This window comes from Pedosphaera parvula Ellin514, assembly GCF_000172555.1.
GTDB lineage: Bacteria > Verrucomicrobiota > Verrucomicrobiia > Limisphaerales > Pedosphaeraceae > Pedosphaera.
On sequence record NZ_ABOX02000005.1, the window covers coordinates 45,372 to 61,351 of the forward strand.

The following is a 15,980-nucleotide window of genomic DNA, read 5'->3' on the forward strand; positions in this document are numbered from 1 at the left end:
GAAAACGACGGCCTTCGAACCTCGAAGAATGAGCGGATGGAAAAAAGAAGGTTTATCAGCCAATAGCACGCAGCAGGCGCACATCAGGGAAAATTGAAGCCGGAAGCTGGGGCTTGAGCGACAATGAATTGGATGGCTGAGTCTGGGTTTTCTTTATTTACTGGCCAGGCTTTTTTCCACGCCAGCTTTCCATTCGTCGCCGAGTTCCTGGAGGGTTTCGCCGGTATATTGTTTCCAGAGATCCTCGGTGTATTTGCCATCACGAATGGCGGCATTCATTTTTTGAATGAGATTCTTGTCATATTTTTCAACGACATAATTAAGGAAATTGGCGGTGATGCGATAGCTGGCATCGTAACGGGCGCGGGAAAGATTCCGCTTCGTGATTTCACACCCGTGGCTCTCGGGTTCGTACTTATACCAGCGGATGTAATCAGGAATGCCTTCGACCATCCAGCCAGGGGGGCGCGTGGCACCGGGGAACTTGCGTGGTGCGTAACCGTACTGCTGGATAACATGCACTTCCTCGTGCAAAAGCGAACCGATCGCCTCGCCTTTAAGTTCATTCTTGAGCCAGTCTGAGTTGGCGGTCACACGTGTGCCGCCCGTGGCGGCAACGCCCTTGCCGGGCCGGATGGAAATGCTGAATTTTTCGGGAGCGGTGTAGCCTTCACTTGGAAGCATGGAGACAATTTTTGGATACCATTCAGCGAGAACGGGGGCGAGTTGCTTTTCTGCCCAATCTTTTAGTTCCGGAGCGCCCGAGGAATCAATGGAAATGACGCATTTGCCATCGGTGGACTTGATAACAAAAGCGCTCACAGCGCTATCAGCTGCCGAATCAGTCTTGGCGTCCTTGTCCAGGACATCGATTTCACTATAGAAGGTATTGCCAAAGGCGTCCTCAGCTTCAGTTTGCGAACAGGCGAAAAGAAGATAGCGGTAATTGCCGATGGTGCCTTCGGAATCGGAGATGCTGACGCCATATTGCCCGCCTTTCTCACCTTCCTTTGGGCGGGTATCCACGTTGGCGATCAATTTCCAGCCGCACTTTTCAGGGTCAGTGTCCTTTTTAGGCTTCTCCTGGAAATCCTTGGCGGTGCCGTCGCTGCCGTAGAGCTTGTAAACCTGCGGTGCCCGGGAATCTGTGTGCCAGGAATAGGTGTTGATTTGTTTGATGTTGATGGTGCTGTTGAGATCCATGAGGAGCCGCCCGCCATCGGTGCCGACCATGAAGAAAAAGTTTTCGCCGGGCTCATCAGCATCGGTGGGAACCCTGCCGTCATTAAGCTTGCTGATGTCCCCGCCTGCGGGGTCCCGTTCCCCATCGATGACCGTAATATTCGCCTGCTTGCCGGCATCTCTGCGTGAAGGTTTGGGAACATTCTTGAATTTGAAGCCCGCGGCCGCCTGTTCATTGTCATTATGATCGACAATCGTTTTAACTTCGCCAAACGAAGCCATGCAAGAGGTCAGGATAGTTGTAACTCCCAAAAGTAACACGCTGCAATTTTTCATAAGATTGTCGGCTGTTTAAGGACAAGAATATGTTACTCAGTTAGCTCTCCGTGTAAATGTGAAAACTGACTCGATCAATACCGAATGCCAAGGTTAATTTCCGAAATTGGGAAAAGAAACAGAATGAACGAAGGAAATAAATTTGAGGAATGGAAACTGAAAAGTCATGGCTTTGGGGACCAGGAAATTCATTAGTCATGGTGAGCAGGGTGCTTTTGATTTGAGGCGGCGTTGTCGGCCTGGTCGCTATCTACGGATAGCGCCTGCGGGCTCCGCCTTGCCTCAAACCAAAATCCCTCCTGCCATTCGCAAATTTCTTTTGGCATTCGGTATACGCGTGGGGATAGATTGTAAGCTTTGGGAATGTCGAGGAACAGGTGGTGGGCAGAAAGGGAAGGTCGAGCAAAATGGTCGCAATTCACCAAGGAGGCGAGAAGCGATGCAGGCCGTTGATACTCCTTTTTGTAACTGACCGGTGGTAATGATAAGTTACTGCATGCAAAAGGGTAGGCACAGAGATTCGGATGAGCATTATAAACCTATCGAGTGTTATGGTGCCATTGGTGATTTGTATACCGTGGCCCTGGTGGCAATGGACGGGTCGATTGATTTCATGTGTTATCCGGAATTCGGGTGTCCTTCCATTTTCGGGGCGCTGTTGGATTACCGAAAAGGAGGCAGTTTCAAGCTGGCTCCCATCATGGAGGAGGTGGAGCACAAGCAACAATACATTCCGGACACGAACATCCTGCTCACACGATTCCTGGCGGAGGAGGGGATGTCGGAGGTTTCTGATTTCATGCCGATCATGGAATTGGGCCACGCCCATAACCTGGTGCGACGGGCGAAGACCATTCGCGGAGACATACGGTATCGGATGATTTGTGATCCGCGCTTTGATTATGGGCGGGCGGAGCATCGGGTGGAGAAGAAAAGGGATGGCGTGCTTTTTATCAGCAAGGGTGAGGACAGGACTGTGTTGCGATTGCGCAGCACGGTTCCGTTAAAAATTGTCAATGGTGCAGCCATGGCTGAGTTCAAGTTGCGTTCCGGCGAAACGGCTTCATTTGTGCTGGAGGACGGACGGCATAAAGGGCCATCGCCCTCGGCAGCGCCGCATTACGTGGCGGATTCGTTCAAACAGACGATGAACTTCTGGCAGGATTGGATCAAGAAATCGAAGTATCGCGGGCGGTGGCGGGAAATGGTGAATCGATCGGCGCTGGTGTTAAAGCTGTTGACTTCCTCCCGTTATGGCTCGGTGATCGCAGCACCCACGTTTGGGTTGCCGGAGGAGATTGGTGGAGTACGCAACTGGGATTATCGGTATACCTGGATTCGGGATGCTTCTTTCTCACTGTACGCGCTGATGCGACTGGGTTACACGGGCGAGGCCATGGCGTTCATGCATTGGATTGAAGACCGGTCCGCCGAACTGGAGCCAGGCAAGCCGTTGCAGGTGATGTATGGAATCGATGGACACAAGGAACTGACCGAATGCGTGCTGGAGCATTTTGAAGGTTATCGGAAATCACGTCCGGTGCGCATCGGGAATGAGGCCTACAAACAACTTCAACTCGACATTTATGGGGAGCTGCTGGATTCGGTTTATATCTACAGTAAGTTCGGTGAGACGATCTCATATGAATTGTGGAAGCATTTGACGCAATTGATCAACTGGGTGTGCGTGAACTGGCAGCAGCCGGACGAAGGCATTTGGGAAGTGCGAGGCGGAACGCGGGAGTTCCTTTATTCCCGCGTGATGTGCTGGGTGGCGGTTGACCGTGGCATTCGGTTGGCGCGGAAGTGTTCGCTGCCCGCGCCCATGGTGGAATGGCTGAAAATCCGGGATGATATTTACCGGGATGTTTATGAGAATTTCTGGGATCGCGACCTAAAAACCTTCGTGCAATACAAAGGGGCGAAAACGGTGGATGCGGCGGCACTGCTGATGCCGCTGGTGAAGTTTATTGGGCCGACCGATCCACGCTGGCTTTCCACGCTGGAGGTGATCCAGAGGGAACTACTCGAAGATTCGCTCGTCTATCGCTACTGCGTTTTGAAAGGAGCGGATACAGGTGTTCCGGGCCGGGAAGGAACGTTTTCCATGTGCTCCTTCTGGAATGTGGAATGTCTGGCGCGCGCGGGCGATCTCAAGCTGGCGCGTTTTTATTTTGAAAAGACGCTCGGATATGCCAATCACCTGGGATTGTATTCCGAGGAGCTGGGTTTGAGTGGTGAACATCTGGGGAATTTCCCGCAGGCTTTCACGCACCTGGGATTAATTAGTGCGGCATATGATCTGGATCGAAAGCTGGACGAAGCGCAATGAAGCAAATGCGCTCATTATTGACCTGGTTTTTGTTGGACCAAAGTTGTTGTCGTAGAATTGCGAGCCCTTTTTCGAGGGTGGGATCCTGTTCCGTATACGCGGATGGAGGCTCGTGCACCTGCACATCGGGTGGAATGCCGCGGGCTCCGCGAGTGGAAATGCCGACGGTGGTGACCTGCGGGAGACATCTCATCATTGTCACAAAACCTTCGCCGCTGCTGACGGCACCGGGGTCTATGAGACAGACAACCCGACCAAACGAATGGTTTCGGTTCGATCATGAGATTGGTGGTGCCGGCTCTGACGTTGGAGAGTTCCAGTGATTGTTTCAGGAATGTGGCGGCGATGTGATAATCGCCTGGCGGGACGTAGATTTCGAAGTCGCCGCCTTTTTCGGTCACATAATACTCGTCGAAGTTTGTGCCGGCAATCTTAAGAAGATACGGCGTTTCCTTCAGAGCGGGAGTGGCTTCCAGTTCAGCTTTCGAGAGGGCGTTTTACAATGACGGGCATTACATGAACATGTGCTTGCGCGGCTCCTGAGTGAGTTGTATTACTGGGGGCAATACCACCTGCGTTTTGAACCGGCCATGGTTTTCGAATCGTCGCACGCTTTTCGCTGCCTCAAATCATGGAGCCAACAGTTTTAATATTTCGATCCGTACAGACAAAACCCCACAACCAACAGGAGCAAATCCAATGAAAAAATCCATCCTCAACATTGCCGTTTCCGCCCTGCAACGGGTGGCGATCAGCGGTGCCGTATTGGCGCTGGCTTTTGTGCCCGGACGTGCGCTGGCGCAGCGTCCGGTAGGCGTTGATGTATCGTCGTATCAGGGCTCGATCAACTGGACGAGCGTCCGGAACTCCGGCATCACGTATGCCTGGGCTAAAGCCACGGAAGGTGTGACTGTCAACGACGGATATTTCGTCGGCAATGAAAACAACGGCAAGGCTGCGGGCGTTTACATGGGGGCTTATCATTTTGCACGTCCGAACCTGAACAGCCCAGCTGCCGAGGCGAGCCACTTCTGGGGTGTCGCAGGCCCATATATCAAGGCCGATGGCAAGAGCTTCATGCCGATGCTTGACTTCGAGGTTTTTAGCGGCGTGGTCGGGGCGAGCAGTTACTCGGACTGGGCCAACCAATGGTGCAACGCGATCGTGAGCGATGCGTCCGCCGCGGGGACAGTGGTCAAACCGGTGCTGTATACCAGCGCGTGCAGCGCCTGCAACTTTAACAGCAGTGTGGCGCAGTGGATTTCCTGGATCGCCGATTACAACGGACAGAATCCTCAAACTGGCACGCCGTGGAGTGTTTGCGGAAGTTGTGATGTTTGGGGTGGGGGCTCGTGGAGCCTGTGGCAGTTCAGCAGCAGCGGTTCGGTGTCTGGCATCGCGGGCAATGTGGATATGGACGTGTTCAACGGCAATGATGCCGGCCTGGTGGTGGTGGGAACGGGTCCAACCTATCTGACAAACCGGGTAGGAATGGCTCGCAGCGCCAGCGGTGCGGGTTATTGGATTGCGGCTTCGGATGGCGGAGTCTTTTCTTTTGGCGACGCTCATTTTTATGGTTCGATGGGCGGTCAACATCTGAATGCGGCAGTAGTGGGAATTGCCGCCCGTCCTCAAGGGGATGGTTATTGGCTCGTGGGCGCGGATGGCGGCATTTTTAGCTTCGGCAACGCCGGCTTCCACGGTTCGATGGGTGGGCAACATCTGAATGCGCCAGTCGTTGGCATGAGCGCCACTCCTTCGGGCAATGGTTACTGGCTGGTGGGTTCAGATGGCGGGATCTTTGGCTTTGGAGATGCGGGCTTCCACGGTTCGATGGGTGGGCAACATCTGAATGCGCCAGTCGTTGGCATGAGCGCCACTCCTTCGGGCAATGGTTACTGGCTGGTGGGTTCGGATGGCGGGATATTTGCCTTTGGCGACGCCGGTTTTCATGGCTCGATGGGCGGACAACATCTGAATGCCCCGGTGGTGGGCATGGCTTCAAATCCTGCCGGAACTGGCTATTGGTTGGTGGGAGCGGACGGCGGCATCTTTGGTTTTAACGTCGGCTATTATGGCTCGGAAGGTGGCCAGCGCCTGGCTGCACCAATCGTTGGGATGTCCAGCTCCGTGGATGGCTCCGGATATTGGCTCGTTGGCAAGGATGGCGGTATCTTCAGCTTTGGCGATGCCCCCTTTGAAGGGAGTGCCGTGTTTCATTGATTGGCATTTGTGAGCGGGAGGCTTTCGAGCTTCCCGCTGTTTTATTGGATTCGCATGAATGAAGCATTCCGCTGCGGCGAAAAGAGATTGACGGTTTGAATAGGTTAAGGCATAAACTTCTTCGAGTTTCCCGACCTGCAGGCATTTTACCAAAGTTGGGCGTTGTTCCTAAAAGGAAGATTTTCCAGAAGCAGAAGTGGTTTGAATTATTGTGTCGTCCTGTGATTTCGAATAATGCCGATATGACTCCGGACCTACGCCAAATTATTTTCATTCAGAAAACAAACTTCGAAGATTTCCTGACCCGTAAAACCTCAAATAACCCTAATCAAAACAGTCCTATGAAAAAACTCTTACTATTGTGTTCTTGTCTATGTTTGTTGATCTTTGCCAGTAATGCCAGGGCGGTCGTTACCTATTGGGATCCGATAGGCACTACTGGAGCCAATCCTTATTTGGGCGACTTGTCGGGCTCATGGGAAGCTGCTTCCTGGAGCACTTCTGGCACCGGTCAAGCCACCCCGGTAGCCTGGGTGGATAATTCCGCCGCGTGCTTTGCCGTTCACAGCGGCACTGGTACTCCGCTTTTCACGGTCACTGCGAATGCCAATCATAACATAGCGGGCTTTTTCGATGGGCCGCTCACCCCGAATCCTTGTCCTGTGCTTGTTACCGGTACTGGCGTATTCACCTTGGTGGCCGGCCTTGATGCTTTTGACGTCACCAGCAACGCCGGTGACCCTGGCAGTGTAACAATCAATAACGCGATGACTGGCCCCGGCACAGTCACGCCTGAAGGCAGCGGCCAGATCTTTCTGCATGGCACAAATTCTTATACTGGCGGTGTTTCCTTTGGTTACGCGGGCGCCAGTTTTATCGGCATTTTAAACTTTAGTAACAGCGTTGCCCTTGGCACCGGCAACATTGGGATCTCAAATTCTCCCGGAGGCGCGCTCGTTCTCGAAGGCAGTTCTGCCATGACCATTACAAACACCGTCTCTGGTGGAATCGTTAGCAGCCTTAATATTGTGGCGAATCCTGCCGGTTTGACATTTACCGCCCCTTGGACTTTGGGGGGTGTCCCACTGTCCATCGGCGCGGGTGGCAGCGGAAATTTGGTTACCATCTCCGGTCCAATTGATGGCTATGGCGGCATGAAAAAATTTAACGCCAGCACCCTGATGTTATCCGGGGCCAATACCATTAGCGGGAACACGTTTTTAAGCAATGGTGTTGTCCGACTGGGCAACCCCGCAGCGCTGGGATCGTCCCTTGTCACTGTTATCAACGACGTCACGTCGGGCACGCTGGATTTGAACGGCATCGCAGGTATTAATACCGCCCTCGTCCTGAACGGTACGGGGTTTGGCGGCGCCGGGGCGTTGATTAACAGCAACACCAGCACAACGGCGACACTTATCGGCAATGGGACCGTGGCGGCTGCCACGGTCACTGCCGCCGCGAATGACATTACCTCGCCGGCAACGATAACTTTTTCCGGTGGTGGCGGCAGTGGCGCCGTTGCCACGCCGAGTCTGGGTGTGACTGCCTCGAGCTTTACCATTAATGCCGGCACACAAAAGTACACGGCGGTCCCGACTGTCGTAATCAGCGGTGGCGGCGGAAAATTTGCGTATGGCACATGCGTCCTTGCTGGTACTTCTCCCAGCGTGATCAGCACCACCATCACCATCGTAACTCCGGGTTATGGTTACACCAGCGCTCCGACCATCACCTTCACCGGTGGCACCCTTAGCGGAACGGGCACGGCTCCGACCGGAACCGGTAATGCAACGCACTTTGCATTGGTGGGCGCGCGTATCACTCAAAGAGGCAGCAATTATACTTCTGCGCCGACTTTGACGCTCAGCAGCGGGAGCGCCACCGCCGTCGCACAACTCGCTTCTGTGAATCTAACCAGCAGCAGCAGTGTGGGCGGTCCTGGAAACATTACCATCAATGATAGCATCACCGACTCGGGCACCTTCAGCGGATTGACCAAGGTTGGAGCGGGCACTGTGACCCTCACCGCGGCGAACACCTATACTGGCCCCACTGAAGTGAACGGCGGCACGCTTGCTTTGACCGGCAGCGGCTCGTTGCTTTCGTCCAGCATCACGGTTGACCCGGGAGCCACATTTGATGTGTCGGGTCTGGGCTCGCTCAGTCAGATTGGTGTCACTACCATCAATGGCGATATCAGCGGCACTGTCGCCCTCGGTACAGCCTCACAGCCTGTCGCGCTCACTTTCACACCCACGGCATTCACGGGCGATATGGCAAATCCTGCTCTGTTTGTTTCTGCCAGCGTGCTTTCACTCAGTAACAACGTGTTTTTTGTCAATAACGCTGCCGGGTCACCCTTGGGTGCGGGGATTTACAATTTGATCCAGGTGGGCGACGGCACCACGGGAACCATCATCGGCTCTCCCAACGGTGTCGCCTTCGTCGGCGGGGCCGGGTTGGCTTCGGGCGATGTGGCCTCCGTTTCGGTCGTCGGCTCGACCGTGGTTCTGACTGTGACAGCTGCCACTCACGCAACCACAACCGCGCTCTCTGCCACTTCGCCCCTCACCTACGGGCAGTCCACCACCTTTACCGCGACTGTTGCTCCCGTTCCTACCGGTGGCGATGTGCAATTCTATGTCAATGGAATGCCATTGGGCGTTCCAGTGCCGGTCAGTTCGATTAATGGCACTGCCACTTCCATCGGCACCAGCACGTCCCTCGCGGCAGGCAGCCCATCGATCACTGCCCAGTATAGCGGGTCCACTAACAGTGCTTATTCGCCGAGTTCCGCCAGCGCTGTTACCCAGGTGGTGAATCCGGCGTCGTTGACGGTGACGGCGAACAACCAGACGGTCAATTATGGCACTGCCATTGCCCTCACTGGCAGCACGCAATTTACCAGCAGCGGGTTGGTGAACGGTGAAACGATCGGGTCGGTATCAATGGCGGTGAGCGGCGGCGGTGCAAACAGCGAAAGCATTGGAACTTACTCCATTACCCCAAGCGCGGCGACGGGCGGCTCGTTCAACGCGGCCAATTACAACATTACCTATGTTGGCGCTTCGACAGGTTTGACGGTGAATCCGAAGCCCCTGACCATCACGGCGTCGGCGCAGAGCAAGGCATATGGGACGACGCTTACCCTCGGCACCACGCAATTCACCAGCAGCGGCCTGGTTCTTGGCCAAACGATTGGTGGAGTGACGCTCAGCGCCAGCGGTGGCACGGCGGCAACGGACCCGGCGGGAACGTATACGCTGACCCCGAGCGTAGCGACAGGCGGCACGTTCATCCCGGCCAACTACACCATCACCTACGCCACTGGCGTTCTGACGGTCACCAAGGTGGCGATTACAGTTACCGCCACTGCTGAAACCAAGACTTATGGTCAGGTTGTCACTTTTGGAAGTGGCAGCACGCTGTTTACGGTCACCGGCCTTGTGAATGGTGAAACAATTGGCACGGTTACCCTGGCCTGCACCGGCGGGACGGCGAACGCGGCTGTATCTGGTTCGCCCTACACCATCACCCCGAGCGTGGCGACGGGCGGCACGTTCACCGCAGCCAACTACACCATCACCTATGCGACCACCGGCAAACTGACGGTCAGCGCGCTGCCAGTCGCGCTCAGCGGCACGCGGTTATTTGACGGCACCGCAACTGCGGCGGCGGCGATCCTGTCGGTGACCAATAAAGTTGGCGCCGATGTGGTGACCGTGGGCGGCGGCAGCGCCACGCTGGCCAGCACGAATGCCGGTCCAGAGGCGATCACCTCGTTCGCGACATTGACCCTGGGTGGCGCAGCGGCGGCGAACTATACGCTGACCGGAGCCAGCGGCACGGTGCTCATTACGTCGCCATCGATCACGATCAGCTCCGAATTCGTTGACTCGACCGGAACCAACTTCGTCATCACCTGGGCCTCTTCGGCTGGCGTGGTGTATCATGTGATTGGCACGAACAATGTGGCGGCACCTCAAGCCTCCTGGCCAACCGTGGCTGGTCCGATCACTGCTACCGGCGCCTCCACCTCCGTTACCAATGCGATGAGCACACCGATGGAGTTCTTCCAGGTGGTCAGCCCGTAATTGGCAGAGACGATTGACTTGATTCAGCCCGCCGCCGGATTTTCCGGCGGCGGGTTTTTTTGTTTGCAAGTCCTCAGCTTGCGGGAATGCAATCCTGCGGTATGGTTTGCCGCCAATTCGTTCAAGGCAGAAATAAGCGCAAACAAACTCAGGAGCTAACATGAATATTGCAATGATAGGTGCAGGGAATGTCGGCGGCACACTCGGAAGTCGCTGGGCAAAAAATGGTCATAAAGTCACTTTTGGCGTTCGCAATCTGGGTGATGCCAAGGTGCAAAAGGCGGTCGGCGCGGGCGGGGCGAATGCCAAGGCGGCTTCGATTGCTGATGCAGTGAAAGGTTCGGAGGTTGTCGTGCTGACAGTGCCGTGGGAGGGGACGCAAGCGGCCATTCAATCTGCGGGCAATCTCAATGGAAAAATTCTGATTGATTGCACGAACCCGGTGATCATGGGTGCGGAGGGACTTCAAAAAGGCCTGGTGCTGGGGCACACTACTTCGGCTGGAGAGCAGGTCGCCGATTGGGCCAAAGGGGCGAAGGTCGTCAAAGCGTTCAACACAACAGGCGCGGGCAATATGGCGAATCCGAATTATGGTTCGCAGAAAGCCACGATGTTCATTTGCGGTGATGATGCTTCGGCGAAAGCCACCGTGAAGCAGCTCTCGGATGAACTTGGCTTTGATACCATCGATGCTGGTCCGCTCACGGCAGCGCGGTTGCTGGAACCGACTGCGATGCTTTGGATGCATCTCGCGTTTGCGTGTGGGATGGGGATGAATTTTGCGTTTAAGGTTTTGAAGAGGTGATTTGGGGAAAACCACGGTTGAAGTCATTCAGTTCAACCACGAATGGGCACGAATAAAAGACTGCTTTCCGGGCGATGGTGATCCCGAATTGTTGCTGATGTGTTCGTTCTGGAACGTGGAATGCCTGGCGCGCGCGGAGACTTGAAGCTGGCACAGTATTATTTCGAGAAGACGCTGGGGTATGCCAATCATCTGGGATTGTATTCCGAGGAACTCGGTTTGAGTGGTGAGCATCTGGGAAATTTCCCGCAGGCATTCACGCATCTGGGCTTGATCAGCGCGGCGTATTATCTGGATCGGAAGTTGGATGATGAGGCGTAACGAAATGGGTGCTGGCATGGCTTCAACTTCAGGACGAAGCGCCAGCCATGGCGGAATCACCTGAGACCAGGGCGAGAGCTTGTTCAGGATTATATGCAGAAGCGTCTGCTCCAAACTTCTTCCAAAGGTCCGGACAAAGGTTAAAGGGTCGTCCTCCGATCAACACTTTCGGTTGGTTTTGTTTTGAGGTCTCCCGTATGAGCTTCACGACCGCTTCCAATTCCGGCAGATGGTAGGCCATGGTGACGGAAAGACCGATGACATCCGGTTTCCATAATTCCAATATGGATGGAACATTATTTCTGGGAACATTCGCGCCTAAAGGAACGACATCCCAGCCTTCGATTTCAAAGAAATCACCGAGGATGCGGATGCCTAACTCGTGACGCTCGTTAGCGACACAGAATCCCACAAACACGCGGCGCTGCTTGATGCCTTTGAAGAAGGCGGCGATTATGGACATCGTTGTTTCAATGACCTGCGCGCAAAAATGTTCCTGAGCTTCATTGATTTGCGCAGTTTGCCACAGCCGGCCGATTTCATAGAGGCAGGGTCCGAACACGTGTTGATAAATCATGGCTGGCGCGGTGCCTGACCTGGCTGCCGAGAAGACGAGCCGGCTGGCGGCGGCTTTTTGGTTATCAAGCAGGGCGTTGAGAAAGTTCCGCGTGAGATCGGCCAATGGCGCCGTGGGGTCCAAATACGACGGCGGATCAACCGGGAAGGTTGAAAACTCGTGAAGCGTGCTGGTAACGAGGTCGGAGGCAATGGCGCTGCAGTCCGCAGGTAGATTTTCCTTCAGCACAGTTAACAGAATTTCGAGATTGCGCTTCAAATCCGACTCGGGTGTGCCGCGGGAAACTGAAACTACTTTTATCCACGCAACATAATCGCGGAACAATTGGGGCGCCTCATAAGCCAAAGCCTCGGCCAGGTAGGCAAAATGGAGCTGATTGTCCTCCAAGTACTTCTCGCGCGGATGCCGCTGCTCCAAATCAGGAGCCAGGGCGAGCTGCCGGGCCAGAAGTTGTCCGGCCAGCATTTCCCGCTGCTCGCGGATAAGATATCCCGCATTCTTCATGTCACGTATTCTGTGTCCAGAAAAGCATTCGAAATCCTCTTTGAAAATCTTCCCTCGAACATAACTTCAATAAGCCATGTCCTTGGAATTTATCAATGGAAGCAATTTAATTGCTACCCATGTTTAGGCGGTTGGCTGGAGTAGTAGCCGAATTTCGTCGTAGGAGTGTCGCCGAAGAGTGAACGGGCGTGGTTGGTGTAGCTGGTGGCATCCTTGAAAAGCCAGATGTTGATGGTCTCGGGCGGGTCGTTGGTGAAGTAAAGTTGTTTGAGTTGATCGACGGCGAATTTGACGGTGCGGGTGGCGTGGAGTTGGACTTCAGCGGGTGATTCATCGCCGAGGACGACGAAGGGTGGTTGGATGATGGCGGTGAAGTCGGGTGGGTGTTTGAGTTGGGAGAGGTGATGGGTGAGGCTGGAGGAGTTGGTGGCGGCGTGGGCGGGAGAATTCGAGGCCAGCCAAATTAAGATTGCCAATATTGTTATCCTCCCATGGTCCTTAATCATATTACTTGCTTTGTTGTGTTTTCATCGCGGTATTTGGAAGCCTTCGGGAACAGCGACTGGTGGACGGTTTGTTAGAGCTGAGGGCCAGCGTGAAGCGGGTTGGTTGGTGTGCGTCGCGCGGTATTGCTCGAAGGCGGACGTAAGGACCAGTCGATTGAACTCGCAGTTCCGCTGCTGATAATCTTCGCTGTTAGGGATGGGGTTGGTTTTTGATTCGAGGATTTTGAGGGCAATCTTTGCGCACTGCGCGACGCCGCGATTGGGGTTATTGAGGGCAGCTCTCAGCGGGGGAATTACTTTGGGGCCGCCGATACATGTCAGGACGTAAGCAGCGGTTGGATCGGATTTCGCGGCATTTAACGAATTGGAAAGAGCGGGGATGGCTCCCTGGGCTGCGGGGCCGAGGATGTCGCAAGCTTCATAGGCGAGGAGTCGCGGATGGTATGAGGGAGTAAAGTGGAATTGGATCAGGGTTTGTTTCTCCGCCAGCTGTTTCAGGCGGTTTTTAAGAGGGGAGTCTTGGGCTTGGGCGTAATTGATTATGAGTGGAACGGCTTTGGTGCCGATGTTGCGTATGGCAGCCTTGGCGGCGGATTTGGTTTCGGGTTGTTCGGCCTGCAGGTCTTCCATCCATGCGCTGAGTTTTCGACCGTGATAGGACGGTTCGCGAGAGAAGAAAAAGAGGAAATAAATTCCGACTCCGAGAAGGAGCGATGCGATTAGAATTCCCTTGGCCCAATTTTTGTTCAGAAGGGCAGTATGGGGGATGCGGAGAGAAAGGCAAGATTGGAGGATCATGAGGCGCGCACAGGAGCGGGGAGCCTTGCTTGGACAGTTGGATTGAATCACTGATCGCCTACGCGATGACCACGATGAATTGGATTGGAGTGTGAGGGAGGTCAGGGAAGCGGCGCAGCGCGTTCCCTACCAACGCAATAATTGTTGCCTTGCGGTGGGATTGGGTCGTGGGCCGCGTCCGCGGATGGGCTCGATGGGTGTTGGCAGGGTCACCGACGAGGTTTGAATTCGGGCGAAGCCTCATTCCACCGTTTAGTTGATTGCTGGCGCTAGGATTCAGATCGTAGGCCGCATCCGCGGGAACGGGTGAGGGCAGGATTGGATCGTGGGCATTGTCAGGGAGCGAGCGGCAGCTCATTCATACCGGCGCAAGGGAACGTGCCTGGCGGTGGGATTGTGTCGTGGGTCGCGTGCTCGAGTGGAAGCAGCTGGGGAGATGGAAATGCGGGCAAAGTTAGGGCCTCTCGGAGCCTGGAGTGATTGGTGGTTCGTTGACGGCAAAGCAGGTTGAAAACCTGCGATACGGCAGATTTTAAATCTGCGCTACAAGGATTGGCTGCTATTGCGATGGTTTCTGGAGGGTGAAGGAGAGGTAGCGGGTTTCGCGGGTCTTGAAGGCGTTGTGGATCTTGGAGCCGGTGACGCCGGCGAATTCGCTGAAGGAGGAGCGGAACGGGGCGGGGATGCTGCGGCGGATGTGCTCAAGTTTGGTGGCGGTGTCGGCATCCATGGCGGCGAGGACGCGTGGGGTGATGTCGCGGAAGCTTAGTTGCTTGAGGCCGGAGGTGGCGACTTGTTGGTGGAGGAGCGGGAGTTGGGTGGCATCGCGGAAGTCGGCGCAGAGGAAGTGTCCACCGGGTTTCAATACGCGCGCGGCTTCGGCGAGGAATTTTTCCATGGAGGGATAGCAGTGGGAGGATTCGACGTTGATGATGCAATCGAAGCGGTTGTTGTCAAAGGGGAGGGCTTCGGCGTCGCCTGGTTGGAATTGGATTTTTTGGCCGGTGTATTTGCGGCGGCAGAGTTGGATGACTTTGGCGGAGAAGTCGACGCCGACGGTTTCGGCGGGTTGATGGTAGCGGTGGATGTAGCTGAGGCCGCCGCCGCGTCCGCAGCCGACTTCCAAGATGCTCTTTCCGTGGGGCGAGGCTGATTGGAGGAGGTGATGGTAGAGGCCGATTTGGAGGCGGTTGAATTCGTCGGCGGGGGTGAGTTGGGTGGGGGCGGGTTCATCGAGGCCCGGGAGGTAGCCGTAGTTCATGAATTGCCAGTCGAAGCCGGGGTTGCGCATGGCGAGGAGTTGGTAGAGGCCGCGCCAGAGGAGTTTTTTCATGGTGGCGTTGCGGCAGAGCCAGGCAAAGGTTGAACTGAGCATGGGGAGAGGGTAGCGGGAAATTTTTGATTTGCGATTTTGGATTTTTGATTGGAGATGGAAACTGGCATCGGCTCGTGCGTCGCGCACGCGCCCAAGGTCATCCAATCCAACCGCCAGGCACGTTCACTTGCGTAGCATCTCCGCGTGAGCGGGATCTAACTTTTCTTTTTCCTCACCGACAATTAATAAATAAGAACATGATTCCACTCACCTCGAATGCCATCCCCTGCTCTTCGTGAGCCAACTCCAAAATCCCCTCGATCATGCCAGACTCTGAAAATCCCAATCCACTGCGAGGCCAAGGCACCAACCGCAAATTCTCCCTCCCGCGCCTTCCACGTGAATACTATCAGGCCGATGCCGTTGTGCACTGGACCCTGCCCATCGCGATGCGCCGGATTGGATGGCTGACTGAAACTTTCCATTCAGCTTTTCGCGAAATCATGCTCCACGCCGCCGCCCGCGAAGGCTTATTCTGCCCAACTTACTGCCTCATGCCCGATCATCTGCACTTGGTCTGGATGGGGCTGCGTCTCGATTCTGATCAGCAACTCGCCATGAAATTCCTGCGTGAGCATCTGGGCCCGGCTTTGCGTCCCAACAAATTTCAACACCTACCCCACGATCATGTCCTCCGTGAAGAAGACCGCAAGCACAACGCCTTTGCCAAGGTGTGCCAATACATCATAGAAAACCCGCTCCGTGCCGAACTGGTTAAGCACCCGAACGAATGGTCATTTATAAGTTCCGTCGTGCCCGGTTATCCAACCCTGCATCCACTGGATGACGATTTCTGGCCGACCTTCTGGAAGGTTTATACTGCAAAACGCTCTCCAGACGCTGGCAACTTGAAGAGGCCTCCTCTCTGACCTGGCTGTTCCAAGTGAATTGATTCCAACCTTTGATCTCATTGCCCAGGAAAAT

General features: G+C 54.9%; 11 protein-coding genes and 1 pseudogene. 6 read left to right on the top strand and 6 right to left on the bottom strand.

Annotated features, from left to right (window positions below; all coding sequences use genetic code 11):
• Positions 1-153 precede the first annotated feature (153 nt).
• Entirely contained in the window at positions 154-1,518 is a 1,365-nt protein-coding gene (locus tag CFLAV_RS31865) for a basic secretory protein-like protein (RefSeq protein ID WP_007413615.1), read from the bottom strand.
• 496 nt (positions 1,519-2,014) lie between these two features.
• On the opposite strand from CFLAV_RS31865, the gene CFLAV_RS05290 reads away from it, so the two are divergent.
• From CFLAV_RS05290 to CFLAV_RS05315, 5 genes and pseudogenes are all read left to right on the top strand, one after another.
• Positions 2,015-3,850, top strand: a complete 1,836-nt coding sequence (locus tag CFLAV_RS05290) for a glycoside hydrolase family 15 protein (protein ID WP_040547095.1) — start codon at positions 2,015-2,017, stop codon at positions 3,848-3,850.
• A gap of 699 nt (positions 3,851-4,549) precedes the next feature.
• A complete protein-coding gene (locus CFLAV_RS05300) occupies positions 4,550-6,073 on the top strand; it encodes a glycoside hydrolase family 25 protein (protein ID WP_007413618.1) in 1,524 nt (507 codons plus the stop codon).
• A gap of 341 nt (positions 6,074-6,414) precedes the next feature.
• Positions 6,415-10,170 (top strand): beta strand repeat-containing protein, encoded by a 3,756-nt coding sequence (locus tag CFLAV_RS05305; RefSeq protein WP_160164492.1) that lies wholly within the window; start codon positions 6,415-6,417, stop codon positions 10,168-10,170.
• A 160-nt stretch (positions 10,171-10,330) separates the two neighbouring features.
• Positions 10,331-10,975 (top strand): NADPH-dependent F420 reductase, encoded by a 645-nt coding sequence (locus CFLAV_RS05310; protein WP_007413620.1) that lies wholly within the window; start codon positions 10,331-10,333, stop codon positions 10,973-10,975.
• Between the two features lie 97 nt (positions 10,976-11,072).
• Positions 11,073-11,296: pseudogene (locus tag CFLAV_RS05315) on the top strand (glycoside hydrolase family 15 protein); the annotation flags it as partial.
• Positions 11,297-11,324: 28 nt separating this feature from the next.
• Here the strand turns inward: CFLAV_RS05315 and CFLAV_RS05320 are convergent.
• The 5 genes from CFLAV_RS05320 to CFLAV_RS05340 all read right to left on the bottom strand — a co-directional run bounded on the left by CFLAV_RS05320 (position 11,325) and on the right by CFLAV_RS05340 (position 15,056).
• Positions 11,325-12,377, bottom strand: a complete 1,053-nt coding sequence (locus tag CFLAV_RS05320; protein ID WP_007413622.1) for a cobalamin B12-binding domain-containing protein — start codon at positions 12,375-12,377, stop codon at positions 11,325-11,327.
• Positions 12,378-12,490: 113 nt separating this feature from the next.
• The gene (locus CFLAV_RS05325) at positions 12,491-12,853 is read right to left on the bottom strand and encodes a hypothetical protein (protein ID WP_150107282.1); all 363 of its coding nucleotides are present in this window, start codon (positions 12,851-12,853) and stop codon (positions 12,491-12,493) included.
• A gap of 51 nt (positions 12,854-12,904) precedes the next feature.
• Complete coding sequence (locus CFLAV_RS05330) at positions 12,905-13,681, bottom strand: hypothetical protein (protein ID WP_007413624.1); 777 nt, start codon at positions 13,679-13,681, stop codon at positions 12,905-12,907.
• Between the two features lie 58 nt (positions 13,682-13,739).
• On the bottom strand, positions 13,740-14,039 hold the full coding sequence (locus CFLAV_RS05335; protein ID WP_007413625.1) for a hypothetical protein: 300 nt from the start codon (positions 14,037-14,039) through the stop codon (positions 13,740-13,742).
• Positions 14,040-14,240: 201 nt separating this feature from the next.
• Complete coding sequence (locus tag CFLAV_RS05340) at positions 14,241-15,056, bottom strand: class I SAM-dependent methyltransferase (RefSeq protein ID WP_007413626.1); 816 nt, start codon at positions 15,054-15,056, stop codon at positions 14,241-14,243.
• Between the two features lie 263 nt (positions 15,057-15,319).
• Here CFLAV_RS05340 and CFLAV_RS05345 point away from each other — a divergent pair, with 263 nt between their 5' ends.
• Positions 15,320-15,925: a hypothetical protein gene (locus CFLAV_RS05345; RefSeq protein WP_007413627.1), complete on the top strand. Its 606-nt coding sequence runs from the start codon at positions 15,320-15,322 to the stop codon at positions 15,923-15,925.
• The last annotated feature ends 55 nt before the right edge of the window (positions 15,926-15,980 follow it).

Bases quoted from the DNA above. Each gene is read 5' to 3' on its own strand.
- CFLAV_RS31865 (WP_007413615.1), bottom strand. From the start codon at position 1,518: ATGAAAAATTGCAGCGTGTTACTTTTGGGAGTTACAACTATCCTGACC.
- CFLAV_RS05290 (WP_040547095.1), top strand. From the start codon at position 2,015: ATGCAAAAGGGTAGGCACAGAGATTCGGATGAGCATTATAAACCTATC.
- CFLAV_RS05300 (WP_007413618.1), top strand. From the start codon at position 4,550: ATGAAAAAATCCATCCTCAACATTGCCGTTTCCGCCCTGCAACGGGTG.
- CFLAV_RS05305 (WP_160164492.1), top strand. From the start codon at position 6,415: ATGAAAAAACTCTTACTATTGTGTTCTTGTCTATGTTTGTTGATCTTT.
- CFLAV_RS05310 (WP_007413620.1), top strand. From the start codon at position 10,331: ATGAATATTGCAATGATAGGTGCAGGGAATGTCGGCGGCACACTCGGA.
- CFLAV_RS05320 (WP_007413622.1), bottom strand. From the start codon at position 12,377: ATGAAGAATGCGGGATATCTTATCCGCGAGCAGCGGGAAATGCTGGCC.
- CFLAV_RS05330 (WP_007413624.1), bottom strand. From the start codon at position 13,681: ATGATCCTCCAATCTTGCCTTTCTCTCCGCATCCCCCATACTGCCCTT.
- CFLAV_RS05335 (WP_007413625.1), bottom strand. From the start codon at position 14,039: ATGAGCTGCCGCTCGCTCCCTGACAATGCCCACGATCCAATCCTGCCC.
- CFLAV_RS05340 (WP_007413626.1), bottom strand. From the start codon at position 15,056: ATGCTCAGTTCAACCTTTGCCTGGCTCTGCCGCAACGCCACCATGAAA.
- CFLAV_RS05345 (WP_007413627.1), top strand. From the start codon at position 15,320: ATGCCAGACTCTGAAAATCCCAATCCACTGCGAGGCCAAGGCACCAAC.